The following is a 25,607-nucleotide window of genomic DNA, read 5'->3' as shown; positions in this document are numbered from 1 at the left end:
ACCCGCGCCCCCGACGCGCGGCAAAAGATGATTTTTCAACGGGTGTTGAGTCAACTACAATACCCCGCATGTCGCACCTCCCACCCCTCAGCGCGCTGCGTGCTTTCGAGGCGGCCGTCCGCCTCGGCGGGTTCGCACGCGCGGCGGCCGAGCTGAACGTGTCGACGAGCGCGATCAGTCACCAGATCCGCGCGCTCGAGGAATCGCTGGGTGCCCGCCTGCTCGAACGCAGCACGGGGCTCGGCGGCATCGGCCTCACGCAAGCGGGCGCCCGCCTGCTGCCGGCCGTCAGCGATGCGCTGTCGAAGCTGACCGACGCGTGCGCCGAGATTCGCGGCACCACCGCGCAACGGCTGACCGTGTCCGCCAACGCGCCGTTTTCGTCGATGTGGCTCGCGCGCCGCCTCGCGGAATTCTCGTCGCTTCATCCCGACACACCGCTGCACGCCGTCGTGGTCGACGACGAACCGGATTTCGCGCGCAGCGGCGTCGATCTCGCGATCGTGCACGTGCCCGCGCACCGGCTGCGCGCCGACGACGACATCCTGATGCGGGAGACCGTGTTTCCGGTGTGCAGCCCCGAGCTGTTCCCGTACGCATCCGGGTACGTGTGCCGCTCGCGGCTGCTGCAGGAGATGCACGAGGACAGCCCCGAGATCGATTGGCGCAACTGGGCCGTGCACTTCGGCCTGCCGGACGACTTCGAGACGAAGATCGTCCGTTACAGCAGTTTCAGCCAGGTGATCGGCGCGGCGGTCGGCGGCGCGGGCATCGCGCTCGGCCGCGTGCCGCTTATCGAGCCCGAACTGCGCAGCGGCCGCCTGGTGCCGCTGGTGCCGGGCCTCGAGCGCGATGCGTCGTGGCGCTTCGTGCTGCGCCGCAATCCGTCGGCGCGGCACCGGCTGCTCGATCCGTTGATCGCGTTCCTGCGCCGCGAAGCCGATGCACCGCCGCTCCAGCGCGCGAAGATCGTTGCGCCCGCATCCAACGACAGTCACGCGCGCGACGCGGGCGGCGCGTAGCGAGCCCGCGCGCACAGCGGGCGCAGGCATCGCCGGTTCGCTACCGCGTCACGGCGTCGCGAAGAACAGCGCGACGACGCACGCCATCCCGCCGGACCACACGAGCGAACGCAGCGACGCCCAGTTCAGCAGGTACATCAGCGCATAGACGACGCGAATCGCGACGAACCCCATCGCGAGCTGGTCGACGTGGTGCGCATTCGCGCCGTTGTGCCATGCGACGACCAATCCGGCCGTGAACAGCGCCAGCGCTTCCCACGCATTCTGGTGCGCGGCCTGCGCCCGCGCGCGCCAGCCTTCGAGCTTCGCGAGGTACTCGCGCGGCGTGTGGTTGTCGTAACCCTTGCGGGCCTTGGCCAGGAACGTCATCGGGAACGGCAACAGCGCCGCGATGAACAGGCACAGCTGGGACGTCGTCATCAAAGTCCCCTCCTTTATGATTACATTGATCAATGACATGGTCGCGCAGAGCTTAGCATTGCGTCGCGCCGTTCGCGCACCGGTTTTCTAGACGGGAGACTCGGCAAGGCAGGCTGGCGAAGGCCGTGTCGACATGGGTCCGGTACAAAAAATTCCACCAAATCGCCGACAAATACGTTAATTAAAACTGGTCGAACACCAATAAGATAGCGCTCAACACTGGCTGGGTGCGCAAACGCACCAGCCACTGACCCGCGCCGCCGCGCGCGCACCGAACGACTTTCGACCCGAGCCCGCCCATGCCCCGTCCCATCGTCGCCCATATCCGTCCCGACGCCGTCCGCCACAACCTCGACTTCATCCGCCGCACCGCCGCGCAATCGCGCGTATGGGCCGTGATCAAGGCCAACGCCTACGGTCACGGGATCGAGCGGATCTACCCGGGCCTCGCGGCCGCCGACGGCATCGCGCTGCTCGATCTCGACGAAGCCGTGCGTGTGCGGGAACTCGGCTGGGACAAGCCGGTGCTGCTGCTCGAAGGCATCTTCGAGCCGGCCGACGTCGAACTGGCCGATCGTTACCGGCTGACGGTGGCCGTGCACTGCGACGCGCAGCTCGACCTGCTGATCGCCGCGAAGCCTCGGCAACCGATCGACATCCAGCTGAAGATGAACTCCGGGATGAACCGGCTCGGCTACCGGCCCCACGCATTCCGTGCCGCGTGGGAGCGCGCCGCGGCCGCGCCATCGATCGGCAAGATCACGCTGATGATGCATTTCGCAAACGCCGACGAAGGCGAAGTCGACTGGCAGCTCGAGCAGTTCGATGCGGCCACCGCCGGGATTCCGGGCGAGCGCTCGACATCGAATTCGGCGGCCGTGCTGTGGCATCCGCGCGCGCATCGCGACTGGGTCCGGCCGGGCACGATCCTGTATGGCGCGTCGCCGACCGGCGCGTCACGGCACATCGCCGACACGCCGCTGATGGCCGCGATGACGCTGACCAGCAAGATCATCGGCGTGCAGACGCTCGCGCCGGAAGAAACGGTCGGCTACGGCCGCCGCTTCACCGCCGACCAGCCGATGCGGATCGGCGTCGTCGCGTGCGGCTACGCGGACGGCTATCCGCGCCACGCGCCCACCGGCACGCCGATCGCGGTGGACGGCGTGATGACGCGCGTCGTCGGCCGCGTGTCGATGGACATGCTGACCGTCGACCTGACGCCGTGCCCGGATGCCGGCATCGGCTCGAGCGTCGAGCTGTGGGGCGATCAGGTGAAGGTCGACGACGTCGCGGAAGCCAGCGGCACGATCGGCTACGAGCTGATGTGCGCGCTCGCGCGCCGCGTGCCGGTCGTGGTCGTGCCGTCCGGCGCGTCGACGGTGCAGCCGGCGCCGCGCACGGGCAGCTACGGGCGATGACCGGGGCGCGGATGCGGCGGCACGCTCGCGGGTCGCTGCGCATCCGGACGCTTGGAATCCGCTTGCGGGCCGCGTCGGGCGGTCCGCTTGTTTTGTGCGGTCTGCTTTTGCGGCCTGCTTTTGCCGCATGTGCCGACGGCGAAGCACCGGCGGGACGCAGGCCCCGCCCGCCCGCGCAACCGGGCCACAGGCGCCGCGCGCTACGAACTACGCACGCCACGTCGGCTTGCGCTTCTCCAGGAACGCATCGATCCCCTCGCCGGCGTCCTCTTCCATCATGTTGCGCGCCATCACATCGCCCGCAAAAGCGTATGCGTCGTCCAGCGGCAGTTCTCGCTGCCGGTAGAACATCTGCTTGCCGTAGCGCACCGCCGCCGGGCTCTTCGCGACGATCTCCGCGACCTTGCGCGCGACGGCCGCGTCGAGCGCATCCTCGGGCACCGCTTCGTTGACGAGCCCCCACGCGGCGGCCGTCGCCGCATCGATGAAACGCCCGGTGACGAGCATGTCGAACGCGCGCTTCGCCGACACGTTGCGGCTCAACGCAACGGCAGGCGTCGAACAGAACAGCCCGACGTTGATTCCGGATACCGCGAAGCGCGCGGTGTCGGCCGCCACGGCGAGATCGCACGCGGCGACGAGCTGGCAGCCGGCCGCCGTCGCGATGCCCTGCACGCGCGCGATGACCGGCACCGGCAGCGCGCGCATCGCGAGCATCACGCGGCTGCATTGCGCGAACAGCGTGCGGTAATAATCGAGTTCGGGCTTGCCGCGCATCTGCCGCAGGTCGTGGCCCGCGCAGAACGCCTTGCCCTGCGCGGCGAGCACGACACAGCGCACGTGCGGATCGGCGGCCAGCGAATCGAACGCGTCCTGCAGGCTCGCCAGCATCGCCTCCGACAACGCGTTGAACTGTTGCGGCCGGTTCAGCCGCAGCGTGACGACGCCGTCGTGGGCCTCGCGCAGCAGGATCGGTTCGGCTGTCTCGTGACTGGATTCCATGATGCTCCGCTCGATGGGGTTCGATCGGACGCGAACCGGCGGCACGGGCAACACGCGTCCGGATTCGCGATCGACATGATCACGAATCGTCCTCCAGTTTGCGCGCGACGTCCAGCGAAGCGGACGGACCGCCGGCGCAGCAGACGTTCGCGGGAATCGGGCTGCGCGTCACTCGCGTGCGTGGTCAGGGTCGCGTGCAGGAGCGCACATCGCGAATTTCGCCCGTCGCGCCGTCCTGAATGCGGATCGCACCGCCCTGCGCGCACCCGGCACGCTCGCCCGCGAACGTCCCGTTGCAACCGGCGACGCAGCGGTCGCGCGTTCCGGACCGCAACGTTGAACGCTCAAGCGGTATCGAGCCCGCTCCCGCCGAATATCGGCTCAGCCCGCGAGCTTCTTCAGCGCGTCGAGCACCGCGTCGCCCTTGAACGGTTTCACGATCCAGCCCTTCACGCCGGCGGCCTTGCCGCGCTCCTTCATCGCCGGGCTGCTTTCGGTCGTCAGCATCACCACGTTGACCGACGTGTTCGCCAGCTCGCCGCGGATCTTCTCGACCATCGTCAGGCCGTCCATGTTCGGCATGTTCACGTCGCTGATCACGAGGCGCACGCCGGGCGTCGCCTTGAGCTTCGCGAGCCCGTCCTTGCCGTCCACCGCCGTCGCGACGTCGAGCCCGTGATTGCGCAGGAAACCCGCGACTTCGTCACGCACCGTGCCCGAATCGTCGACCACCAGAATCTTTGCCATGCCGTCTTCCCCTTTCGTCGTTGCCGACTTCAACATTCAAAACAGTTCGAGTTCGCCCGATTCGACCATCGGCCCCACGTCCTGCACGGATTCGCGGAAATCCTCCGGCGACCAGCTCAGGCTGAACACGAAACGCTGGTCGAGCCGCACCGACCGCCCCGATGCGGGGTCGGTCATCCGGTACTTGAAACAGAGCTGCGGACAGTCGCCGCCGAACGAAATGAACTTCTGCTTGTGATTGACGACGAGCGGCACCTGCACCGGATGGCGCGCAAGGGCCTCCGCGTCGCCGAGATAGCGGTTCTTGAACGCGCCCCACACGAGGTTGGTCAGCTCGCCGAGCACGCTGTTCACGTCGCGGAAATCGGGTGCGCGGCCGTCGTCGCGCGTGCCGCCGATCATGTCGAGCAGTGGCTGCTCGCTCGTCTGCAGCAGCATGTAGCCGCGGCACCATGCGCTTTCCAGCGCGATCAGGCTGAACACCTCGCCGAAGATGATCTGGTCGCGCACGATGCACGGCGTGTCGCGCTCGATCGTCATGCCGGGGAACAGGCTGTCGAGCCGCGCCTCGGTGATCTCCGCGATGCCGCGCACCAGTGCGTTCGGGTAGTCGCGGCCGAACAGGTACTCGTCGATCGCGCGCTTGAGCGGCGTCAGGTCGTCGGCGACGTAGGCCGCGCACGCGACGCGCGCGAGCGCATCGGGCAGCCCGTCGCGCGACGCGTCTCCATTCGACATGCGGCGCAGGATGATCGGCAGCTCGGGTCGCAGCGCATCGATCTGCGTCGCGACGATCGCGCTTTCGTCCGGCGAGCCGCCGTAGTCCTCGGCGAGCAGGATCGCGCCGAGATCGATGTTCGAGCGCAGCACCTTCAGCAGCCGGTTGCGCCGCACGGTCAGGCCGACCAGGTTGTGCTCGTCGCAGAAGCGCTTGAGCGTTGCCGCATGCGCGCGGCTGTCGTCGAGCACGAGCACCTTGCTGACGGGTTGATCTACGGTCATGTCGCGGAGTCCTCGCAATCGGTCAAAACAGTTCGAGCTCGCCGCCCGTGTCCACGCTCGCCGCTTCCGACACGTGGAAATCGACCGGCGCGTTCGCGCATACGCACAGCGTCGCGCCGATCCGCACGTCGCCGTCGAGCGTCACGTCGTACGCGGCCACGTGGCCGGGATTCAGCGCCTGCAGGTAGTCGATGCTCGCGCCGCTCAGCAGGTAAGGCGTCGACATCCCGAGATCCGGGAACGGCACGGTCAGCGCCTGGTTGATCGCGCCGCAGCACAGGTTCGCGACTTCCATGAACGCTTCGGGCAGCGGCCGCTGCGCGCTCGCGCCGGGTGTCGCCGCAGCGAAATGGCGGCGCGTCGGCTCGTCGTCCCGAAAGCGCAGCGCGAGCAGCAGCCGGAAATGCAGCGCCGAGATCGTCAGCACTGCGACGTGTTCCGCGATCTTCGGCATCGCGCGCGACTTCGTGCGGGATGGGTCATGTGACGCACCATGTGCGTCGTCGGCAGCCGGCCGGATCTCGCATGCGCCGCCGGACGCGAGCCGCGTGCGCGCCGCATCGAAGAAGATTCGCTCGAAACCGGCCCGGGCCTGCGCACTGATCACGCCGCCGCTCCTTCGAGCCGCGCATGCAGCTGCCCGGCCAGCGTCTCGACCGTCGCGAGCGCGGCCGTGATCATCTTGCCGCCGGCCTGGATGTCCTGGAACGTCGCGGCCGTCACGAGATCGTTGCGGTTCAGGCTGTCGCGATAGCTGTTCGACAGTTGCTGCGAGCGCGCGGCAAGCCCGCGCACCTCGCTCGCGACGATCGAGAAGCCGCGTCCCGCGGCGCCCGCGCGCGCGGCCTCGATCGATGCGTTCAGCGAGACGATCGACACGTGCGCGACGATCGCCGACAGCTCCTGGTTCTTCGTGCGCATGTCCTGGTTCTGCGTGGTCAGCGAGATCATCTGCTCGTGCCAGCGCTCGAACGTGCCGGCCAGCCCGCGCAGCCGCGCAGCTTCGTCGGCGAGCTTCGCCGCGTGCTGCGACAGCGCGGCGCGCTCGGCCGCGAGCGCCTGCAGCGCGTCGCGCTGCTCGCCGGTGCCGGCTGCCTCGCGCGCCCGCGTTTCCTCGAGTTCCGTTTCGCGGCGCGTCCATGCCTGTGCGGCTTCCGCATGTGCGGCCGCGGCTTCGTCGGCCCGCGCATCGGCCGCATCGAGCGCGGCGCGCAACGCGTCCGCTTCGCGCGTCAGCGCGGCAACGAGCCGCGCGCGTGCGATGCGCCACGCGAACGCGGCGATCGCCGCGACCACGAGGCCGCCCGCCAGCGCGGCACCGATCGGGATCATCCACGCTTGCACGATCACTCCGTTGCGTCGACGTTCACGGCGTGCGCCGGCTGCCCGACTTCGCGCGCCGCAGCGTTGGCCACGCCGTTGACCGCACCGTCCGCCGCGAAACGCGCCGGCAGCGACACGATCGTCTCGAACGCGCGATACGACGCGCCGACGCGATCGTCGGTAAAGCGCAGCGCGATATTGCCGCCGTCGCGCTTCAGGAAGTTGCGCACCGCGTCCATCCCGACGCCGCGCCCCGATACCTCGGTCACCGCGCGCGCGGTCGAGAAGCCCGGGCGGAAGATCAGTTCGGCCACGGCTTCGTCGGTCAACCCGGCTTCGTTGCCGGCGTCGATCCAGCCGCGCTCGCGCGCGATCCCGCGAATCCGGTCGAGCGCGAGGCCGCGGCCGTCGTCGGCGAGCACGAAGCGCAGTGCATCGCCGTCGACGTCGACCGCGATGTCGATCTTGCCGGCCGGCGCCTTGCCGGCCGCGCGACGCTCGTCCGACGTTTCGATGCCGTGGTCGATCGCGTTGCGCAGCAGGTGCATGAACGCGTTCGTCAGCGTCGCGCCGATCTCGCTGCGCACGCGATGGCCGTTGCTGTCGATATGCACGACGGGCGCCGGCTTGCCGAGTTCGGCCGCGAGCGACGGCAGCGATTCGATCACGCCGCCCAGCGCATCGCCGATGCCCTGCGTGCCGAACTGGCTCAACAGGCGGCGCACCGAATCGCGCGCCGCGTGCCAGTCGCCCGCGTTCGCCGGATCGGCGCCGTCGAGCATGCGCAGGCTCTCGCTGATGTGCGCGCGCTCGACCATCAGGTAGTCGGCGCCGCCATGCTGCGACGCCTCGCCGTGGCGGCCGAGCGTGACCGCGTTGATCGTCGCGTAGCGGTCGACCGCCTCGCGCACGCGGGCGAGATCGTCCATCAGCGCATCGCGGTTCCACTCGGGGCCGCCGTCGGCGCGGCGCAGCGATTCGTACGCCTGCTCCGCTTCGTGAACGATGTTGGTCAGGTGCTGCAGGCTGTACGTGCGCGCATTGCCCTTGATCGTGTGCATGTTGCGGAACAGCGCCGCGACGATCGAGTGATCCGCGCGTTCGTGCTGGCGGATCATCCGCTCGTTCTCGCTGAGGAAACCCTTCGCGCTGTGCACGAAGTCGTGGAACTTGTCCTGGCTGATCGACAGGATCTCGCCGATCATCTCGAGGCGGCGCTGCTGCTCGCCGGCCTGCGCGGTCAGCTCGCGGATCTCCGTCACGTCGCGCACGCACAGCATCAGCCGCACGACCGTGTCGGTCTCGTCGGTGATCGCCGACCAGCTCAGGTCGAGCCATTTCTCGCGGCCGTCCGGCATCCGCTTCGCGACTTCGTTGACGAGCAGGTGCTCGTTGAACGCGAAGTTCATGCTGTCCTCGCCGAGGCACGCATGCACGGCCGCGTCGACCTGCGAGCGCGCGTCGGAACCGATGCCCGAATCGTCGAACACGAGTGCCATCAGGTCGCGGCCGGCGATGTCGTTCGTTTCGAAGATGGTTTCGAGGTAAGCCGAATACTCCGCATGCACGACCCCGCCTTCGACGACCGTCAGGATCCCCTGCTGCATGTTCTGCAGCATCGCCTGGATGTCAGCCGTCTTCTGCTTCAGCTGTGCGGCGTTCTCCTGGATCTTCTCGATCATCCCGTTGAACGCGACGATCGAATGGCCGATCTCGTCCATCCGGCCCACCGGCACGCGGCGCGTGAAATCCTGGCTCGTCGCGATCTCGCTCATCGCCGTCTGCATCCCGATCAGCGGACGCGTGATCTGGCGATACAGCACGAAGCCGAGCGCGGTCAGCAGCACGACCACCGTGCCCGCCACCCCCGCGATCGCGGTGGCCGTCGTCGCGAGCATGCCGTTCAGCGCACGGATCGCGTCGTCCTTCTGGCGGTTCTTCTCGACGCGCAGCGTGTCGACGATGCTTTCGAGTTCGTCGCGATACTGCGCGACGTTCGCGAACAGGTACGCCTGCGCCATCTCGGGCTTGCCGTCGGCCTTCATCTTCACGGTGTCGTCGATCGCGGCGAAGTAGTTCGCGGCGCTGTCCTTCGCCTGCGCGACGAGGCCTTCCTGTGCGCGGCCGACCGCCGATTTCGCCTGGGCGTCGAGCGCGGCGCGCAGCGCACCCTGCTTCGCCTTCAGCTCGTCGCGCGCCTGCGCGGCGGTGTTCGCGTCGGGCGCGTACACCAGCGTCATCGTCGCGATCTGGATGTTCTTCACGCCGGCGACGAGATCCGCCGACGCGAGCGCGCTCGGCACGATTCCCTGGGTAACCTGACGCACCTCGGACGCGCTCTTGCGCGTCTGGTATACGGCGTACACGCCGATCGCGGACAACGCGAAAAACGTCAGGACGACTAGCAGCGTAATGCGATGACGGATGGTCATGAGTACAGCTCCCCGCAGCGATCCGGCTTCGATCGCGCTCTGGCCTATTGAAAGAATGTGAGCGGCGAATTATCGGGGATGGTGTATGACCGTCCGATGACTGAAAATCAATCGGCCGTTGAGGAAATCGCAATGATTAATTGCGACGGGAAAATCCTAAAGTTTTCCTCGAATGGGCCGTTAACCTCCGGCGCCTCCAGGCTCTGGCCGCTTGCCGGGCCGCGCGGAATAATCGCATCCGGAAATTTATTCTTCGATTCTCGATTCGGCAATTCAATCCGGTCGAATACCGGTGAAACGTTTGCGCATTATCCGTGAATCGAATCGCTCGCGGAGTCATCTACGCGCGAAAACGGAGATCATGCGCGGGCCGGGTCGGCGGGCCGCGTCATTGCCGCTCACGGATCGAGCGCACCGCCCGACCAGCCTGCCGACGGCCGCGACCCGGTCAGCTTCAACGCGACGTCGCCCTGCGCGACCAGCCGCTCGCGATTGCGCGTGACGATGCGCCCGGCTTGCGGCGCCACCAGCACGTGCTCGCAGCCGGGCACGCCCGGCTGCGCGACGATCCGCGCGATGTGCTCGCCGGCGTCGACCGTCGCGCCGAGTTCGCGTTCGTACACGAGCACGCCCGACACCGGCGCGAGCACGGTTTCCATGTGCGCGATCGGCACGGCGTCGCCATGCCAGTCGCGCACGCCGGCCGGTTCCGCGATCACGCCGCGGCCGCGCAGGAACGCAAGGACGCCGTCGGCATCGCGTTCTGCGAGCGTGTCGGACACGTCGGATTGGCCGCGCAGTTCGATCGTCGCGACGAGTCGCTCGCGCAAACCGCCGTCGCGCACCCAGTGCGCGGCGATCGCGCCTTCGAACGCGCCGTCGTCGTCCTCGTCCCACAGGATCGCGACGTCCACGTCGAGCGCGGCCGCGAGATCGCGGCCAGCCGGCCACAGATCGCGATGCAGGTACACGTACGGCAGCGCCTCGGAATCGGTGTGCAGATCGAGCACGATGTCGGCGTCGCACGCGGCGTCGAACACCGTGCGCTGCCACGCGGCGAACGTCGTCGCGGGCCGGCGCGCCGCAGCCGATTCGTGGAAATGCCGGTTGAAATTGCGATGCGTCGCGTCGTGGAAGCGGCCGAGCAGCCGCCCTTGCCGGAACTGCGCGAGCCCGAGCGGATTCGCCTGCGGCACGACCGTCACCGTGCCACGCAGCACGCCGCGATCGTGGGCCGCGCAAAGTTGCGGCAGCAACCGGTGCAGCAGGAGCATGCCGGCGATCTCGTCCGCATGCACGCCGGCCTGCAGGTGTACGCGCGGCCCGTCGCCGCCCGACAGCCGCCACGCGCGGATCGCGAGCGGCTGACCGCCGTCGCCCGGCACCTGCCATGTCAGCGTTTCGATCATCGTCGCTCCTCCTTCCGGTTCCGAACGTGCATCACGACGCCGCGCGCGCGTTCCCGCCGAGGCTCGCAACGAATGCCGCGATGCGCTCGCACGCGTCGGCGAGCTTCGCGTCGTCGACGACGAAGCCGAAGCGCACGAAGCCCGACGCCGTCTCGCCGAACGCGCTCGCATCGAGCAGCGCGACCTGCTTCGCGCGGAACAGCCCCCACGTGAAAGCATGCGCATCCAGCCCCGTGCCGCGCACGTCGACCATCATGAACATCCCGGCTTCCGGCAGCAGGCAGCGCAGCCCCGGCACGTCGCGCAGGCGCGCGTACGCGAGGTCGCGGCGGCGCCGATACAGCTCGCGCATGTCGGCGACGATCGCGGCTTTGTTGTCGAGCGCGGTGACGGCCGCCTGCTGCACGAAGCCGGGCAGCCCGTACAGCATGCACAGCGCGAGCCGTTCCGCATGCTCGATCAGCTCGGTCGGGCCGATCGCCCAGCCGACCCGCCAGCCCGGCATCGCATGCGATTTCGACAGGCTGCCGATCGTCACCGTGCGCCCGGCCATCCCCGGCAGCGACGCGATGCTGACCATGTCGCGCTCGAACGTCAGCTCCGCGTAGACCTCGTCGGACACGACCCACAGGTCGCGCTCGCACGCGAGCCGCGCGATCCGTTCGAGATCGGCGCGCGGCATCACGACGCCGGTCGGATTGCACGGCGTCGCGAAGAAGATCGCTTTCGTGCGCGGCGTCACGGCCGCTGCGAGCGCGTCGACGTCGAGATGAAAACCGCGAGCCGCATCGACCGGCACCGGCACGAGCGTCGCGCCCGACGCGCGCACGCTGGCTTCGTACGTGAGGTACATCGGCTCCGGCACGAGCACCTCGTCGCCGGCCTCGCACAGGCACAGCGCCATCGCGAACAGCGCGTTCTGCGCGCCGGCCGTCACGATCACGTGCTCGGCGCCGACCGCCTGCCCGCACGCCTTCGCATGCTCGCGCGCGATCGCCGCGCGCAGCTCGGCACGCCCGCGCACTTCGCTGTAGTGCGTATCGCCGCCGCGCAGCGCGGTCACCGCGCGTTCGACGATCACGTCGGGGGTCGGGAAATCCGGATCGCCGACGCTCAGCACGATCGCCGGCTCGCCCGCCGCGACGGCCGCCTGCGCCGCGTAATGAATGTCCCAGGCGGTCGTGCGCTTGCCCTGCAGGCGCTCGACCAGCTTCGAATAGTTCATGTGTTCTCCGTCGCGCGGCGCCCGCCCGGCCGCCGCGCCATCAAGGGTTCGTTCAACGCGGCATGCGCACCGGCACACGCCGCTCGAGCCGGCCGAACGCGCACTCGATCGCGAACGCGAGCACGACGTAGATCACCGCGATCGCCAGCAGCGGCTCGTAGGTCCGCAAGGTCTGCGCGCGGATGTAGTTCGCGGCGCCGAGCACGTCCATCACCGCGACCGTCGACGCGAGCGCGGTCGATTTCAGCAGCATCACCGTTTCGCCCGCGAGCGTCGGCAGCAGGATCTGGATCGCGCGCGGCAGCCACACGCGCCGCGCGATCATCGACGGGCGCATCCCCATCGCGCGCGCGGCCTCGATCTCGCCCTTCGGCACACCGCGCAGCCCGGCGCGCAGCACTTCGCCGACGTACGCGCCGACGCTGATCACCAGCGCGAACGCGACATACCAGAAGCCGTCGCGCAGGAACGGCCACAGCACGCTGTCGCGCAGCGCGGGCCAGCCGGCGAACAGCGAGCCGACGCCATAGTAGATCAGGTAGATCTGCACGAGCAGCGGCGTGCCGCGGATCACTTCGGTGAACGCCTTGCTGACGCGAGCGACGACTGCATTGCCCGACAGCCGCGCGAACGCGACGGCGATCGCGAGCCCGAAGCCGAATACGGCCGACACGACGAGCAGCTTGACGGTGGTCAGCACGCCGAGCAGCAGCAGCGACCCGTAGGAAGACAGTACGCTCAGGTCCATGGCATTGATCCGGTTTGGTCGAAAGATGCGTGGAAAGGCGGGACGTGGGTCACGATGCCGGCATCCAGCGGCCGAAGCGCCGTTCGATCTCGCGGAACAGCATGCCCGACAGCGACGTGATCCCGAAATACACGGCCGCGACCATCAGGTAGTAGTGCAGGTACTCGCGCGTCGAACCGGCCGCCTGCTTCGCGGTGTAGAGCAGCTCGCTGTAGCCGACCACGCTGATCAGCGCGCTATCCTTCACGAGGATCAGCCACAGGTTCGTGAAGCCGGCCAGTGCATACGGCGCCATCGCCGGCAGCGTCACGCGGCGGAACACGAGCGCCGGCGGCGCGCCGAACGCGCGCGCGGCTTCGATCTGCCCGTACGGGATCGCGAGGATCGCACCGCGGATGATCTCGGCCGCATACGCGCCCTGCACGATGCCGAGCACGATCACCGCGGCCGCGAAGCCGTTGACCGCGACCGGCCCGACGCCGATCGCCGTCATCAGCAGGTTGATCGCGTCGGTGCCCGCGTAGTAGAGCAGCAGGATCAGCAGCAGTTCGGGCACCGCGCGGCACAGCGTCGTGTAGCCCTGCGCGAGCCGCTCGAACGCGCGCACGCCGGACAGCTTCGCTGCCGCGCCCAGGAGCCCGAGCACGATGCCGACGACGAACGCGCCGAGCGAAATCTCGAGCGTCACGCCCGCGCCCTGCAGCAGCGCGACGCCCCAGCCGTCCGGGTCCATGCCCAGGTAGCTCACCCATCCCCAACCGTCCATGCCGCCTCCTCGTCCGTGCGTGGCGCCCGTCGGCGCGAAATTGTGCGATCAGTGCGGCCAGAGGTCGATCGGGAAATACTTCTTCGCGATCTGCGCGTACTTGCCCGACGCATGCAACTGCTCGAGCGCCTGGTCCATCTGCTGCTTGAGCGGCGCATCGGCCTTGCGCATTCCCGCGCCGACGCCGTAGCCGAAGATCGCCGGATCCATCTTCACGCTGCCGGGCCCTTTCAGCTCGAACGTCGCACCGTCCTTCGACTTCAGGAAGTCGAGAATGCCGAGCTGGTCGAGATACATCGTGTCGATGCGGCCCGCGACGAGGTCCGAGTTGCAATCGTCCTGCGTGTTGTAGAGCCGCACCGTCGCGGTCTTGCCGTACGCCATCTTGATGAACTCGGCGTTCGCGGTCGAGCCCTGCACGCCGATCACCTTGCCCTTCAGGCCGTCCGGCGTCAGCGTGAGCTTCTGGTTCTTCGCGCCGACGAAGGTGCCCGGCGTCTCGTAGTACGGCCGCGAGAACGCGATCACCTTCTGGCGCTCCGGCGTGATCGACATCGAGTTGAAGATCACGTCGATCTTGTCGCTGAGCAGCGCCGGGATGATGCCGTCCCACGCGACTTCCTTGATCTCGCACTTCGCCTTCATCTGCTCGCACACCGCGCGGATCAGGTCGGCCTCGAAGCCGCTCCACTGCCCGGTCGGGCTCTTCATCAGGAACGGCGGATACGGCTCGGCGGCGACGCCGAAGCGCAGCACGCCCGACGACGCATGCGCGGAACCGAACGGCGCAAGCGCCGCGAGAACGAGACTCAACAGGCACAGCAGACTGCGAACGACACGCTTCATGGTCGGACTCCTGGCTGGAAAGATACGAGATCGGTACGGCCGGTATCGGTGTGGCCGGCCGCGCAGGCAGGCACGCGCGGGCCGTGCCATCGGCTCAGTGACGTTGCCGGTGCGCGTTGACGAACTGGCGGCAGCGTTCGCTCTGCGGCGCATCGAAGATCTCGGCCGGCGTGCCGCTCTCCTCGACGCGTCCCTCGTGCAGGAACAGCACCTTGTTCGACACGTCGCGCGCGAATGCCATCTCGTGCGTGACGAGAATCATCGTGCGGCCTTCGCACGCGAGATCGCGGATCACCTTCAGCACTTCGCCGACGCGTTCGGGATCGAGCGCGGAAGTCGGCTCGTCGAACAGCATCACTTTCGGCCGCATCGCGAGCGCGCGCGCGATCGCGACACGCTGCTGCTGGCCGCCGGACAGGAACGCCGGATAAACGTTGCGCTTGTCGGCGAGGCCGACGCGTTCGAGCAGTTGCTCGGCGCGCGCGACCGCTTCGGCGCGCGGTTCGCGCAGCACGTGCACGGGCATCTCGATCACGTTCTCGAGCACCGTGCGGTGCGCCCACAGATTGAAGCTCTGGAACACCATGCCGAGCCGCGTGCGAATGCGTTCGACCTGGCGCGGATCGGTCGGCACGGTGCGGCCCTTGCGGTCGAGCTTCAGCCCGATCTCCTCGCCATCGACGACGATGCGCCCGCGGGTCGGCGTCTCGAGCAGGTTGATGCAGCGAAGCAGCGTGCTCTTGCCCGAGCCGCTCGCGCCGATCAGCGAGATCACTTCGCCTTCGCGCGCGCTCAGCGACATGCCCTTCAACACCTCCAGCTCGCCGAACCGCTTGTGCAGGTCCGTCACCTGCACGCGCTCATCGACCGCCGTCTTCACGCTCTCCACCCGCGCCAACATGCTGTCTCCTGTGTCGAATTCTCACGCCCGTCCCGCGCGGGATCGCGGCGTCTTGTTGAATGGCCGACCAACCTCATGCGGAGTCGAGTATAGGCTCTGTTGAACAAGGGTTCAACAGATTTCAATAATCCGGAAGCAAGGGTTTTCGCGGGTTCCATCGCTGTAATTGAACAAGCGTCCGACACTCCCCTATAATCGGTGCCATGACGATTCCGTAAGGTCCCCCGTGAAAAAGACTCCTGGCAGCGCACCGGTTCAGACCCGCAGCCGCGGCATCCGAGAAACACCCGCGGTGCGGCAGCAATCGATCATCGACGCGACGATGCGCTGCATCGCGCGCTACAGCTATTCGGAAACCACGATCGACCGCATCTGCGCGGAAGCGAAGGTGTCGCGCGGGCTGATCAACCATCACTTCCAGTCGAAAGACGAGCTGATGGCGCAGACCTACAAGCGGCTCGCGGCCGACCTGCTCGACGTGTCGCGCGCGGCCGCCGCGAACGCGACGGGCCCCGAGGACAAGCTCGACGCGATCATCAAGGTGTGTTTCGCCGCGCCGGTGTTCGCGCCGAAGAACGTGAAGGTCTGGCTCGGCTTCTGGAGCGTCGCGCACAGCGATCCGGTGATCCGCAAGGCGCACAAGGAGCTGTATGCCGGCTACCGGCAGGCGTTGAAGAAGCTGTTCGACCAGATCGCGGAAGTGCGCGGCGGCACCGTCGACAGCGAACTCGCCGCGCTGACGCTGACGGCCGTGATCGACGGCTTCTGGCTCGAACTCGCGCGCGACCCGACGTCGTTCACCGCGGAGGACGCGCTGACGAGCTGCCTACGCGTCGTCGATTCGTTCCTGCCACCGTCGAAGACGGCGCGCAAGCGCGCGTAACGCACGCAACGCGCCGCGCCGGCAAGCCGGCGCACTCGCGCCACAACCGGCACGACGGCCTCGCATTGCGAGGCCGTCGCATTTTCAGGCCGCACGAATCTCGATCAGGTACGGCGCATCGTGCGCGGCCGCTTCGCCGAGCGCACCGGCCAGCGACGCACCCTCTTCGACGCGCTGCGCGCCCCATCCATACGCGCGCGCAAGCGCGACGAAATCGGGCGTATGCAGATCCACGCCGACCGGCTCGACGCCGCCGTCGACCATCGCACGCTTGATCTCTCCGTAACCGCCGTTGTTCAGCAGTACGACGATCACGCGCGCGCGATGCTGCACCGCGGTGCCCAGTTCGGCGAGCGTGTACTGGAACCCGCCGTCGCCGGCGAGGCAGACCACCGGCCGCGATGCATCGCCGAGGCTCGCGCCGACCGCGGCCGGCAGCCCGTAGCCGAGCGAGCCGAAGCCGACCGACGCGTTGAACCAGCTGCGCGGACGCGACGCCGCGAAGCCGACGTTGCCCGCATAGACGATCCGCGTCGAATCGCCGACGAGCGCCGCATCGGGCAGCGCGTCGCGCACGCTGTCGAGCAGCGCGAGATCGCGCCGCATTTCGTTGTTCAGTTCCTGCCGCGCGGCCAAACGGCACGTCGCCGCGCGTTCAACGCCGTCGCCGTCAGCGCGCGCCCGCGCATCGCCCGGCCACACGCGCCGCAGCGCGCGCAGCGTTTCGCCGACGTCGCCGAGCAGCGGCAGCGCGGGCACCGCATTGCGGCACAGCTGCTGCGGATCGATGTCGATCCGCACGAGCGGCGCGGGCATCGAGAAGCTGCGCGTCGCATACAGGTCGTAATCGGTCGGGCCGAGCTCGGTGCCGAGCGCGACGATCAGGTCGCTGTCGCGCATCAGCGCGCGCACCGCATCGCTCGACGCCGACCACGACACGCCGAGCGGATGCGCGCTCGGCAGCACGCCGCGCCCGTTGATCGTCATCACGACCGGCGCGTCGAGCGTTTCCGCGAGCCAGCGCACGTCGGCGGCCGCGTCGAGTGCACCGCCGCCCGCGAGAATCAATGGTGCGCGCGCGACGGCGGCCTTCGCACGCAATGCGTCGATGCCGTCGGCCGATGCGGGGCCCGGCGTGATGCGCGGCGGCACGGCCGGCACAGGCGGCAACGTGTCGGCCGGCGCCGCGAGCACGTCGAGCGGAATCTGCAGATGCACGGGGCGCGGCCGGCCGCCCGAGAACACCGCGAACGCGCGTGCGATGGCCTGCGGCAGCGCGTCGGCGCGCGGCACCGTGTAGCTGAACGCGGCGATGTTCTCCGCGAACGCGTGCTGGTCCGGCAGTTCGTGCAGATGGCCGTTGCCGGAGCCGATGTCGCCGGACGCGTTGACGCTCGAAATCACCAGCATCGGAATCGAATCCGCATACGCCTGCGCCATCGACGTCGCGATGTTCGTCATGCCGGGGCCGGTGATCACGAAACACACGCCGGGCTTGCCGGTCGCGCGCGCATAGCCGTCCGCCATGAAGCCGAGGCCCTGCTCGTGGCGTGCGCTCACGTGGCGCAGCGCGCTGCCGGCGAGCCCGCGGTACAGCTCGATCGTATGCACGCCGGGAATGCCGAACACCGTGTCGACGCCGTAGGCGGCGAGCAGATCGATCAGGTACATGCCTACTGTTTTCATGTGATTCCCATCATTCAGGGTAAGGAGGTGGATAGCGCGCGGCCCCGCGAGGCCGTCAATGCGCGAGCCCCGGCAACAGTTCGCGCACGCCCTGCGCGAGCATCTGGAACGCGATCGCGGTCAGCACGATGCCCGACAGCCGCTCGACCAGCGTCCTGCCGATCTCGCCGAGCCGCCGGCACCACGACGCCGAGCACGCATACGTGAGCCCGATCACGCCCGCGTGCAGCACGCACGCCGCGCTCAGCGCCAGCAGGTCGGCCGGCGTATGAAAGCGCGTCGCGGTCGTGATCACGAGCGACATCACCGCGCTGCCGATCGACAGCGGGAAGATCAGCGGCACCGCGATGTAGCTGCGCCATTGCGCATACTCGAGCCGCGTGTCGCCGCCGCTGCGCTCGTCGTTCGCCGTGCCGCGCATCATCGGGATCGACCACAGGCACAGCACGAGGCCGCCCGTCAGCGTCAGCGCACCGAGCGTGAGGCCGAGCATGCGCAGCAGGAACTGGCCGCCCCACACCGCGCCGATCATCAGCGCCGCGATCCACGCGAACAGCCTGAACGCGATCTGCCGCTGTGTCACGTCGGGAAAATGCCCGGTGACGGCCGCATACATCGGGATCGCGACGGGCGGACAGAACAGCGTCAGGAGCCCGGTCAGGAACAGCAGCACGTCGCTCGACGTCAGGGTCATCGCTCGAACTCACATGCGGTCGGGTGGATAAGCGGCGCGGTGGCGACGCGGCCGGGCGTGATCAATCCTGCGTGGCGTCCTGCGGCGCGCGTTCGCGCGGCCGCATGTCGCCATCGAAATCGTCGAGCGTCGGAAACGCCATCGGTTCGTGCCGGTCGAGCTCTGCGAGGTAGGCGTCGTAGCGTTCGAGCACGGCCGCGCGCTCCGCGTCGCCGATGTACGGCACGTGATAGCCGACGAACGACGGCAGCACGTCGAAGCCTGCGTAGCCGAGCGTGCCGCGCAACACGTGGCGCAGCATCAGGTCCATTTCGCCGTGCACGCCGTCTGCACCGAACATGTAGTCGCGGCCGCCGCACGTATAGGCGAGCAGCGCGCGCTTGCCGCGCATCCCGCCGCGATCGTAGAAGCGCACGCCGCCGTACACCTTGCCCGACACGAGCACGCGGTCGATCCAGCCTTTCATGATCGCCGGCACCGAGCACCAGAACAGCGGAAAGCTCAGGATCAGCAGGTCGCACGCGGCAAGCTTGTCGAGTTCCGCGGCAATGTCGGGCGCGATCGCGTGCGCGGCGACGTTCTCGCGCTGCTCCAGCGCGTAGACGAGATAGTCGGGGTTCTTGCGCACGCCGAAATCGGCCGCGCTCGCGACCGGATTCCACTGCATCGCGTACAGGTCGGACACCGTCACGGTATGCCCCTGCGCTTCGAGCGTGCTCACCGCGCGGTGCAGCATCGACGTCGTGAACGACTGCGGTTCGGGATGGGCGTGAACGATCAGGACTTTCATGGTGCGAGTTTTCTCCGCGACGTAACGTTGAACTGCTGGATTCAGACGGACCCGGCCGCACGCTTGCGCAGCAGCGACAGGCCGATCGCGACGCAGGTCGCGACGAGCAAAAGCGTGGATACCGACGCGATCGCCGGATCGACGTTCTCGCGCATCCCGTCCCACATGCGGCGCGGCAGCGTATAGACGTTCCGGCTCGAGATGAACAGCGTGACGACGAGTTCGTCCCACGACAGGATGAACGCGAACACCGCGGCCGACAGCACGCCCGGCCGGATCGACGGCAGGATCACGTAGCGCAGCGTCTGCGCGACGTTCGCACCGAGGCTGCGCGATGCCTGCTCGATGCGCAGCCCGACGGTCGCGAGCGATGCCGAAACCGCCACCACGACGTAAGGCACCGACAGCACGACGTGCGACAGGATCGCGGCGGGATAGCTGTCGAGCATCCCGAGTTCGCCCCACAGCCGGTAGAACGCGAGCGCCGACACGATCGGCGGCACGATCAGCGGGAACAGGATCACGCCGCGCACGAACTCGCCGCGCCGCGACGCGACTTTCCACAGCCCGATCGCGCACAGCGTGCCGAGCGCGACCGAGATCGCCGACGACACCAGCGCGATCAGCCCGCTCTGCAGGAAGCTCGACACCCAGCCGTCGTCGTCGAGCAGCACGCGGTAGTGCCGCAGCGACAGCGCGCCGTCCGGCATCGACAGGTAGTCACTCGGCGTCAGCGAGACGGGCACCGACACGAGCAGCGGCAGCATCAGGAACAGGATCGCGGCCCACGCGATACCGACCACGAGCGCGCGTCCTGCGGTCATTCGGGTGTTCATCGGAACCTCCTCCGTTGGGGTCAGCGCGCGCCGAACAGCTCGCGCAGGTCGACGAAACGCGCGAGCAGCGCGAGCGCGGCCAGGATCGACGCCAGCAGCAGCGACGCGAGCGCCGCCCCGCTGCCCCAGTTCACGAGCTGCAGGATCTGCGTGCTGATGTATTCGGCGATCATCACGGTGCGGCCGCCGCCGAGTATCACCGGCGTCACGTAGAAGCCGAGCGAGAAGATGAACACGAGGATCGCCGCGCCGACGATGCCCGGTCGCGTCTGCGGGAAATACACCTTGCGGAACGTGACGAAAGCGCCCGCGCCGAGCCCCTGCGAGGCACGCGCGAGCTGCGGATCGATGCCCTTCATGTTCGCGTACAGCGGCAGCACCGCGTACGGAATCATGAAGTGGATCATCCCGATCACGACGCCGACCTCGTTTCGCATCAGCGGCAGCGGCGCGTCGATCAGCCCGATGCGCAGCAGCAGCGTGTTGACGAGCCCCTGCTCGCCGAGCAGGAACAGCCACGAGAACGCGCGCACCAGCACCGACGCCCAGAACGGCACGAGCAGCCCGAACATCAGCGCCATCCGTTGCCGCGGGCCGACGTGCGCCATCGCATACGCAATCGCATAGCCGAGCGCGACCGAACACACGGTCGTGACCGCGCACACGCGCAGCGTGGTCCACAGCACGCGATGCACGCCATGATTGCCGAGCAGCCGCGCATAGTTGTGCAGGCCCGGCTCCGGCACCGTGAAGCCGAGCCACAGCACGCGCACGAGCGGATACACGTACAGCACGATCAGCACCGCGAGCAGCGGCACGACGAGCAGCCAGTAACGATCGGCCTTCGCGCGGCCGAGCGGGACCGCGCCCGCGACGGGAGTAGACAGGGTATTCATGGCGTCACGCTCACGAGGCGGCGGCTCAGGACGACATCAGGTCGGTGTACTGCGCGAGCGTCGCTTCGTAGTGCTGTGCCCACCACTCGGGATTCACCTTGCACTGCTTCGCCCAGTTCTCCGGCGTGCCCGGGTTGTCGGCGCGTAGCGCCTGCGGCACCGCGGCGGTCGCGGCCGGCGTCACCGGCCCGTTGCCGAGCAGCGACAGCAGGCGCACCTGCGGCTCGACGCCCTGCACGAACTTGATGAACTGCCAGACGGCGTCGCCCGACGGATTGTTTTTCGGCACGCCCCACACGTCGCATGACGCGAGCCCCTGCTCCCACGTATAGCGGAACCGACCGTTGCTCTCGCGCCGGATCACGTTCGCGCGCGTATGCCAGATGCACGCCATGCTGACTTCGCCGTTGCGCAGCAGCTGCAGGCTGTCCGCGCCCGAATCCCACAGCAGCATGTTCGAGCGCAATTCCTTCAGCTTCTTCAGCGCGCGCGGCACGTCGATCGGATAGACCTTGTCCTTGTCGACGCCGTCGGCCATCAGCGCGGCTTCGAGCGCGCCGCCCATCCATTTCCACAGCCCGCGCTTGCCCGGAAACTTGCCGACGTTCCAGAAATCGGCCCAGTTCTTCGGCGGATTCGCGCCGAACTTGCGCGCGTCGTAGACGAGCACGTAGCTCAGCAGGTACGACGGCACGCCGAAGTCCGATGCGAGCCCCGGCAGCGTGTTGCGGCCGACGACCGAATAGTCGATCGGCCGCAGGAAGCCCTGCTTGCCGAGCTTGATCGCAGCGAAGCCGTCGAGATCCATCACGTCCCAGATCACGTTCCGGTTCTCGACCATCGCCTTGATCTTGCCATCCTCCGGCGACGAGTCGTAGCCCATCCGGATGCCGCTCGCCTTCGTGAACGGGTCCATGTACGCGGAGCGGAACGCCGAACGCGCTTCGCCGCCCCATGCGCTGAGCACGATTTCCTTCGGGTTCGACGCGAGTGCGTCCTTCGCGCCGAGCGACAGCAGCGTCGGCGCGATGCCGGCCGCCGCGCACAACCGCAGAAAATCGCGGCGGCGCTGCGACGTCGCCGGTTGAAGTTCGCGTGCTTGGTCGAGCAGGTCCTGCAGATGGCGGTTCGTCATGGTGTCTCCTCCAGGCTGGTCAGCGCCCGCACGCGTCTCGTCGTTTTCGGGCGTCGGTGAATCGGTGAATCAGTGAATCCGTCAGTCGGTGAGTCGGCGGCGACGGCGACTCGTGCCGCTTCGCGCGAGATGCAGCGTGCGCCGCGTCAGTCGGCCGCGATCCGACACGTCGCGTCGCGCTCCCACTGCACGAACACGTCCATGCCGCTGCGTGGTGACGCGAGCCCGCGCCATGCGGGCACGTCGGCCGTCACGCGGCCGAGCGCCGGCGTCTCGATCTCGAAGCGGTACGACGAACCGAAATAGCTCCAGTGGCGAATGCGGCCCGCGACTTCGTTGTGCGCGCCGCCGCACGACGTCGCCGACACCGCGACCTTCTCCGGGCGCAGCGCGAACAGCAGCGGCTCGTCGGGCCGCGCACCGCACGCAGGCGCGACGAAGCGCGCATCGCCGACGCGGTAATGCGTCGTCGAAGCATCGCCGCCGAGCGCGACACCTTCGATGAAATTGCTCTTGCCGAGGAAGTCCGCGACGAAGCGGTTGGCCGGCTGCTCGTAGAGCCCGTCCGGCGTGCCGATCTGTTCGAGCCGGCCGTCGCGCATGATCGCGATCCGGTCCGACATCGACAGCGCTTCCTCCTGGTCGTGCGTGACGAACAGGAACGTCGCGCCGAGCCGCTCGTGCAGCGCCTTCAGCTCGACCTGCACCTCGCCTCGCAGCTTGCGGTCGAGCGCGCCGAGCGGCTCGTCGAGCAGCACGAGATCGGGATCGAACACCAGCGCGCGCGCGATCGCGACGCGCTGCTGCTGGCCACCCGACAACTGGCGCGGCAGGCGATCGGCGAGATGGCCGAGCCGCACGAGATCGAGCGCGGCCTTCACGCGCTTCACCGCGTCGGGCCCTTTCTGCTTGCGCACCATCAGCGGATACGCGACGTTCTGTTCGACCGTCATGTGCGGAAACAGCGCATAGCCCTGGAACACCATCCCGAAGTTGCGCTTCTCGGGCGGCAACGCGACGATGCTGCGGCCGCCGACGCGCAGGTCGCCGCTGCTCGGATGCTCGAAGCCCGCGACGATCGTCAGCAGCGTCGTCTTGCCCGAACCCGACGGCCCGAGGATCGTCAGGAATTCGCCGCGCGGAATGTCGATCGTCGTTTCGCGCAGCGCGTGCACGCCGCCGTAGCGCTTCGACACGCGATCGATCTGCAGGCCCGCGCCGCCCGCCGCATGCCGCGCCGCTGCCGCGCGTGCCGCATGCGCCCCGGTCTTGCCGTCCTCCACACCTGCCGACGTCTCCATCACCGCGCTCATCGTGTGTCTCCTGGTCGACTCACAATTGGGTTGAACGTTCATTTAACAGAACTTATACTATGCCGAAATGCGGTCCGCAAGTAGCGGCGACCCTTGCCGGCTCTGACACCACCCCGACACACAACAACCAGGAGACAGTGATCAGCATGAGCATCGAGGACATTCGAATCGAACGGCACGACGGCGTCGTGACCCTTCGCCTGAACCGCCCGGCGAAACGCAATTCGCTCGCGCGGCCGCATCTCGACTTTCTTCGCGAGACGCTCGACGCGCTCGCGAACGATCCGGCCGTGCGCTGCGTCGTACTGACCGGCACCGGCAGCGCGTTCTGTGCGGGCGCGGACGTCGACGAATGGGCCGAGGCCGAGCGCAACGGCGAACTCGACACCTACGGCTGGACCGAGCGTGCGCACCGTTTCGTGCAGACGCTCGCCGCATTTCCGCGTCCGACGATCGCCGCGCTGAACGGCTCGACGGTCGGCGCCGGCACCGACATCGGCTTCGCGTGCGACTTCCGCATCGCGAGCACGGCCGCGACGCTGCGCTGCGGGTATACGGGCATGGGCTACAGCCCCGACATGGGCGGAAGCTGGTTCCTGCCGCGCATCGCGCGCCCGGACGTCGCACGCCGCTTCATCTTTCTGAACGAACGCTGGAACGCGCAGGATGCGCTCGCCGCGGGGCTCGTGTCCGAAGTCGTCGACGCCGACGATTTCGCGACGCACGTCGCCGCGTTCGCCGCGCGTCTGGCGCAAGGGCCGAGCGTCGCGTTCGGCCACACCAAGGCGCTGCTCGCGCAATCGCTCACGCACACCCTCGCCGAGCAACTGCGCGGCGAGCTGGCGGCCGGCGTCGCGTGCGGTCACAGCGAGGACGGCCAGGAAGCGCTTCGCGCGTCGGTCGAAGGTCGCGCACCTCATTTTGTCGGGAGATGATCGATGGATTTTTCGCTGACCCAAGAGCAGGAAATGCTGGTGACGTCGCTGCGTCAGTTCGTCGAGAAGGAACTGCAGCCTCATGAATTCGCGGTCGATCGCGCGGACGACGTGCCGCCCGAACTCGCCGACTCGATCCGCCGCAAGTCGCTCGAGCTCGGCTTCTATGCGTTCAACATGCCCGAGAGCGCCGGTGGCCCGGGGCTCGACTACGTGACGCAGGCGCTCGTCGAACGCGAGCTCGGCCGCACGAGCTGGGCGCTGCACGTGTTCGTCGCGCGGCCGAGCAAGATCCTGATGGCGTGCAAGGGCGACCAGGTCGAGCGCTACCTGAAGCCGGCCGTGCGCGGCGAGCGCGTCGACTGCTTCGCGCTGACCGAGCCGGGCGCCGGCTCCGACGCGATGGGCATCCGCACGCGCGCGGTGCGCGACGGTGACGACTACGTGATCAACGGCAGCAAGCACTTCATCAGTCATGCGGACACGGCCGACTTCGTGATCCTGTTCGCCGTCACCGGCGAGGAGGAAGTACGCGGCCAGAAGCGCAAGCGCGTGACCTGCTTCCTGATCGACAAGGACACGCCGGGCATGACCGTGCGGCGCGGCCCGCACTGCACGAGCCTGCGCGGCTATCACCAGTCGGAGATCTTCCTCTCCGACTGCCGCGTGAGCGCCGCGCAGATCCTCGGCGACGAGCATCGCGGCTTCGAGCTCGCGAACGACTGGCTGACCGCCGGCCGCGTGATGGTCGCCGCGAACAACATCGGCCGCGCGCAGCGCGCGTTCGAGATGGCCGCCGAATGGGCCGCGACGCGTCATCAGTTCGGCAAGCGCATCGGCGACTTCCAGGGCACGTCGTTCAAGCTCGCGGACATGCAGACCGAGATCCGCGCGGCGGAACTCGTCACGCTGTACACCGCGCAGAAGCTCGACCAGGGCACGATGACCGACGGCGACGCCGCACTCGCGAAGCTGCTCGCGACCGAGACACTCGGCCGCGTGACCGATCACGCGGTGCAGATCTACGGCGGCATGGGGCTGATGGATGAACTGCCGATCGAGCGCTTCTGGCGCGATGCGCGCATCGAGCGCATCTGGGAAGGCACGTCCGAGATCCAGCGCCATATCCTGTCCAAGGAAATCCTCCGACGCTACAGCTGACGCGAATCGTCGCG

General features: G+C 68.2%; 25 protein-coding genes. 5 read left to right on the top strand and 20 right to left on the bottom strand.

What is annotated here, in order from left to right; translation table 11 throughout:
• Nucleotides 1-68 precede the first annotated feature (68 nt).
• Nucleotides 69-1,022 carry a LysR family transcriptional regulator gene (locus NQV17_RS32075; RefSeq protein ID WP_044843944.1) on the top strand — a complete coding sequence of 318 codons (954 nt, stop codon included), beginning with the start codon at nt 69-71 and terminating at the stop codon, nt 1,020-1,022.
• 48 nt (nt 1,023-1,070) lie between these two features.
• Here the strand turns inward: NQV17_RS32075 and NQV17_RS32070 are convergent, their stop codons facing one another.
• Nucleotides 1,071-1,442: an MAPEG family protein gene (locus NQV17_RS32070; RefSeq protein ID WP_044843943.1), complete on the bottom strand. Its 372-nt coding sequence runs from the start codon at nt 1,440-1,442 to the stop codon at nt 1,071-1,073.
• 299 nt (nt 1,443-1,741) lie between these two features.
• On the opposite strand from NQV17_RS32070, the gene alr reads away from it, so the two are divergent.
• Entirely contained in the window at nt 1,742-2,863 is a 1,122-nt protein-coding gene (gene alr / locus NQV17_RS32065) for an alanine racemase (protein WP_257775344.1), read from the top strand.
• 207 nt (nt 2,864-3,070) lie between these two features.
• Here the strand turns inward: alr and NQV17_RS32060 are convergent, their stop codons facing one another.
• The 12 genes from NQV17_RS32060 to NQV17_RS32005 all read right to left on the bottom strand — a co-directional run bounded on the left by NQV17_RS32060 (nt 3,071) and on the right by NQV17_RS32005 (nt 15,264).
• Nucleotides 3,071-3,865, bottom strand: coding sequence for an enoyl-CoA hydratase (locus NQV17_RS32060; RefSeq protein WP_257775343.1), 795 nt, complete (start codon nt 3,863-3,865; stop codon nt 3,071-3,073).
• A 381-nt stretch (nt 3,866-4,246) separates the two neighbouring features.
• On the bottom strand, nt 4,247-4,612 hold the full coding sequence (locus NQV17_RS32055; RefSeq protein WP_006765703.1) for a response regulator: 366 nt from the start codon (nt 4,610-4,612) through the stop codon (nt 4,247-4,249).
• Between the two features lie 36 nt (nt 4,613-4,648).
• Nucleotides 4,649-5,614: a chemotaxis protein CheX gene (locus NQV17_RS32050; protein WP_257775342.1), complete on the bottom strand. Its 966-nt coding sequence runs from the start codon at nt 5,612-5,614 to the stop codon at nt 4,649-4,651.
• A 22-nt stretch (nt 5,615-5,636) separates the two neighbouring features.
• Entirely contained in the window at nt 5,637-6,221 is a 585-nt protein-coding gene (locus tag NQV17_RS32045; RefSeq protein ID WP_257775341.1) for a hypothetical protein, read from the bottom strand.
• The gene (locus NQV17_RS32040; RefSeq protein WP_257775340.1) at nt 6,218-6,958 is read right to left on the bottom strand and encodes a methyl-accepting chemotaxis protein; all 741 of its coding nucleotides are present in this window, start codon (nt 6,956-6,958) and stop codon (nt 6,218-6,220) included. Before NQV17_RS32040 ends, NQV17_RS32045 begins: the two co-directional genes overlap by 4 nt.
• A gap of 2 nt (nt 6,959-6,960) precedes the next feature.
• Nucleotides 6,961-9,369, bottom strand: coding sequence for an ATP-binding protein (locus NQV17_RS32035; RefSeq protein WP_257775339.1), 2,409 nt, complete (start codon nt 9,367-9,369; stop codon nt 6,961-6,963).
• 398 nt (nt 9,370-9,767) lie between these two features.
• Nucleotides 9,768-10,778, bottom strand: coding sequence for a succinylglutamate desuccinylase/aspartoacylase family protein (locus NQV17_RS32030; RefSeq protein ID WP_257775338.1), 1,011 nt, complete (start codon nt 10,776-10,778; stop codon nt 9,768-9,770).
• Nucleotides 10,779-10,809: 31 nt separating this feature from the next.
• The gene (locus NQV17_RS32025; protein WP_257775337.1) at nt 10,810-12,003 is read right to left on the bottom strand and encodes a pyridoxal phosphate-dependent aminotransferase; all 1,194 of its coding nucleotides are present in this window, start codon (nt 12,001-12,003) and stop codon (nt 10,810-10,812) included.
• A gap of 52 nt (nt 12,004-12,055) precedes the next feature.
• Nucleotides 12,056-12,751: an ABC transporter permease gene (locus NQV17_RS32020; RefSeq protein WP_257775336.1), complete on the bottom strand. Its 696-nt coding sequence runs from the start codon at nt 12,749-12,751 to the stop codon at nt 12,056-12,058.
• A 49-nt stretch (nt 12,752-12,800) separates the two neighbouring features.
• On the bottom strand, nt 12,801-13,517 hold the full coding sequence (locus NQV17_RS32015) for an ABC transporter permease (RefSeq protein WP_257775334.1): 717 nt from the start codon (nt 13,515-13,517) through the stop codon (nt 12,801-12,803).
• Between the two features lie 48 nt (nt 13,518-13,565).
• Nucleotides 13,566-14,363, bottom strand: a complete 798-nt coding sequence (locus NQV17_RS32010) for a transporter substrate-binding domain-containing protein (RefSeq protein WP_257775333.1) — start codon at nt 14,361-14,363, stop codon at nt 13,566-13,568.
• Nucleotides 14,364-14,457: 94 nt separating this feature from the next.
• Entirely contained in the window at nt 14,458-15,264 is an 807-nt protein-coding gene (locus tag NQV17_RS32005; protein WP_257775332.1) for an ABC transporter ATP-binding protein, read from the bottom strand.
• Between the two features lie 226 nt (nt 15,265-15,490).
• On the opposite strand from NQV17_RS32005, the gene NQV17_RS32000 reads away from it, so the two are divergent.
• Nucleotides 15,491-16,147 (top strand): TetR family transcriptional regulator C-terminal domain-containing protein, encoded by a 657-nt coding sequence (locus NQV17_RS32000; RefSeq protein WP_257775331.1) that lies wholly within the window; start codon nt 15,491-15,493, stop codon nt 16,145-16,147.
• Between the two features lie 84 nt (nt 16,148-16,231).
• Here NQV17_RS32000 and NQV17_RS31995 read toward each other — a convergent pair whose 3' ends face one another.
• The 7 genes from NQV17_RS31995 to NQV17_RS31965 form a co-directional block, all read right to left on the bottom strand.
• Complete coding sequence (locus NQV17_RS31995; RefSeq protein ID WP_257775330.1) at nt 16,232-17,833, bottom strand: 5-guanidino-2-oxopentanoate decarboxylase; 1,602 nt, start codon at nt 17,831-17,833, stop codon at nt 16,232-16,234.
• A 55-nt stretch (nt 17,834-17,888) separates the two neighbouring features.
• Entirely contained in the window at nt 17,889-18,527 is a 639-nt protein-coding gene (locus NQV17_RS31990) for a MarC family protein (protein WP_124523801.1), read from the bottom strand.
• A 61-nt stretch (nt 18,528-18,588) separates the two neighbouring features.
• Nucleotides 18,589-19,317: an NAD(P)H-dependent oxidoreductase gene (locus NQV17_RS31985; protein WP_044843929.1), complete on the bottom strand. Its 729-nt coding sequence runs from the start codon at nt 19,315-19,317 to the stop codon at nt 18,589-18,591.
• 41 nt (nt 19,318-19,358) lie between these two features.
• Nucleotides 19,359-20,153: an ABC transporter permease gene (locus tag NQV17_RS31980; RefSeq protein ID WP_124488859.1), complete on the bottom strand. Its 795-nt coding sequence runs from the start codon at nt 20,151-20,153 to the stop codon at nt 19,359-19,361.
• 20 nt (nt 20,154-20,173) lie between these two features.
• Entirely contained in the window at nt 20,174-21,049 is an 876-nt protein-coding gene (locus tag NQV17_RS31975) for an ABC transporter permease (protein ID WP_124488860.1), read from the bottom strand.
• A gap of 25 nt (nt 21,050-21,074) precedes the next feature.
• Complete coding sequence (locus tag NQV17_RS31970; RefSeq protein ID WP_257775329.1) at nt 21,075-22,184, bottom strand: ABC transporter substrate-binding protein; 1,110 nt, start codon at nt 22,182-22,184, stop codon at nt 21,075-21,077.
• Between the two features lie 146 nt (nt 22,185-22,330).
• Entirely contained in the window at nt 22,331-23,497 is a 1,167-nt protein-coding gene (locus NQV17_RS31965; RefSeq protein ID WP_257775328.1) for an ABC transporter ATP-binding protein, read from the bottom strand.
• Nucleotides 23,498-23,643: 146 nt separating this feature from the next.
• Between NQV17_RS31965 and NQV17_RS31960 the strand changes: the two genes are divergently transcribed.
• Both NQV17_RS31960 and NQV17_RS31955 read left to right on the top strand, forming a co-directional pair.
• Nucleotides 23,644-24,432: an enoyl-CoA hydratase/isomerase family protein gene (locus NQV17_RS31960; RefSeq protein WP_044843924.1), complete on the top strand. Its 789-nt coding sequence runs from the start codon at nt 23,644-23,646 to the stop codon at nt 24,430-24,432.
• A gap of 3 nt (nt 24,433-24,435) precedes the next feature.
• Complete coding sequence (locus NQV17_RS31955) at nt 24,436-25,593, top strand: acyl-CoA dehydrogenase family protein (protein WP_257775327.1); 1,158 nt, start codon at nt 24,436-24,438, stop codon at nt 25,591-25,593.
• Nucleotides 25,594-25,607: the final 14 nt, after the last annotated feature.

This window comes from Burkholderia sp. SCN-KJ (assembly GCF_024656005.1).
In the GTDB taxonomy this organism is placed as follows: Bacteria; Pseudomonadota; Gammaproteobacteria; order Burkholderiales; family Burkholderiaceae; genus Burkholderia.
Note: the sequence above shows the minus strand (reverse complement) of the source record. Positions and strands in the feature narration are given on the sequence as shown.

What these genes read in the sequence shown, in the direction of transcription:
- NQV17_RS32060 (WP_257775343.1), bottom strand. Translation starts at nt 3,865, where the DNA reads ATGGAATCCAGTCACGAGACAGCCGAACCGATCCTGCTGCGCGAGGCC.
- NQV17_RS32005 (WP_257775332.1), bottom strand. Translation starts at nt 15,264, where the DNA reads ATGTTGGCGCGGGTGGAGAGCGTGAAGACGGCGGTCGATGAGCGCGTG.
- NQV17_RS32015 (WP_257775334.1), bottom strand. Translation starts at nt 13,517, where the DNA reads ATGGACGGTTGGGGATGGGTGAGCTACCTGGGCATGGACCCGGACGGC.
- NQV17_RS31975 (WP_124488860.1), bottom strand. Translation starts at nt 21,049, where the DNA reads ATGAATACCCTGTCTACTCCCGTCGCGGGCGCGGTCCCGCTCGGCCGC.
- NQV17_RS32030 (WP_257775338.1), bottom strand. Translation starts at nt 10,778, where the DNA reads ATGATCGAAACGCTGACATGGCAGGTGCCGGGCGACGGCGGTCAGCCG.
- NQV17_RS31960 (WP_044843924.1), top strand. Translation starts at nt 23,644, where the DNA reads ATGAGCATCGAGGACATTCGAATCGAACGGCACGACGGCGTCGTGACC.
- NQV17_RS31970 (WP_257775329.1), bottom strand. Translation starts at nt 22,184, where the DNA reads ATGACGAACCGCCATCTGCAGGACCTGCTCGACCAAGCACGCGAACTT.
- NQV17_RS31980 (WP_124488859.1), bottom strand. Translation starts at nt 20,153, where the DNA reads ATGAACACCCGAATGACCGCAGGACGCGCGCTCGTGGTCGGTATCGCG.
- NQV17_RS31990 (WP_124523801.1), bottom strand. Translation starts at nt 18,527, where the DNA reads ATGACCCTGACGTCGAGCGACGTGCTGCTGTTCCTGACCGGGCTCCTG.
- NQV17_RS32055 (WP_006765703.1), bottom strand. Translation starts at nt 4,612, where the DNA reads ATGGCAAAGATTCTGGTGGTCGACGATTCGGGCACGGTGCGTGACGAA.
- NQV17_RS32020 (WP_257775336.1), bottom strand. Translation starts at nt 12,751, where the DNA reads ATGGACCTGAGCGTACTGTCTTCCTACGGGTCGCTGCTGCTGCTCGGC.
- NQV17_RS32035 (WP_257775339.1), bottom strand. Translation starts at nt 9,369, where the DNA reads ATGACCATCCGTCATCGCATTACGCTGCTAGTCGTCCTGACGTTTTTC.
- NQV17_RS32025 (WP_257775337.1), bottom strand. Translation starts at nt 12,003, where the DNA reads ATGAACTATTCGAAGCTGGTCGAGCGCCTGCAGGGCAAGCGCACGACC.
- NQV17_RS31995 (WP_257775330.1), bottom strand. Translation starts at nt 17,833, where the DNA reads ATGAAAACAGTAGGCATGTACCTGATCGATCTGCTCGCCGCCTACGGC.
- NQV17_RS32075 (WP_044843944.1), top strand. Translation starts at nt 69, where the DNA reads ATGTCGCACCTCCCACCCCTCAGCGCGCTGCGTGCTTTCGAGGCGGCC.
- NQV17_RS32050 (WP_257775342.1), bottom strand. Translation starts at nt 5,614, where the DNA reads ATGACCGTAGATCAACCCGTCAGCAAGGTGCTCGTGCTCGACGACAGC.
- NQV17_RS31985 (WP_044843929.1), bottom strand. Translation starts at nt 19,317, where the DNA reads ATGAAAGTCCTGATCGTTCACGCCCATCCCGAACCGCAGTCGTTCACG.
- NQV17_RS32070 (WP_044843943.1), bottom strand. Translation starts at nt 1,442, where the DNA reads ATGACGACGTCCCAGCTGTGCCTGTTCATCGCGGCGCTGTTGCCGTTC.
- alr (WP_257775344.1), top strand. Translation starts at nt 1,742, where the DNA reads ATGCCCCGTCCCATCGTCGCCCATATCCGTCCCGACGCCGTCCGCCAC.
- NQV17_RS32010 (WP_257775333.1), bottom strand. Translation starts at nt 14,363, where the DNA reads ATGAAGCGTGTCGTTCGCAGTCTGCTGTGCCTGTTGAGTCTCGTTCTC.
- NQV17_RS31955 (WP_257775327.1), top strand. Translation starts at nt 24,436, where the DNA reads ATGGATTTTTCGCTGACCCAAGAGCAGGAAATGCTGGTGACGTCGCTG.
- NQV17_RS31965 (WP_257775328.1), bottom strand. Translation starts at nt 23,497, where the DNA reads ATGAGCGCGGTGATGGAGACGTCGGCAGGTGTGGAGGACGGCAAGACC.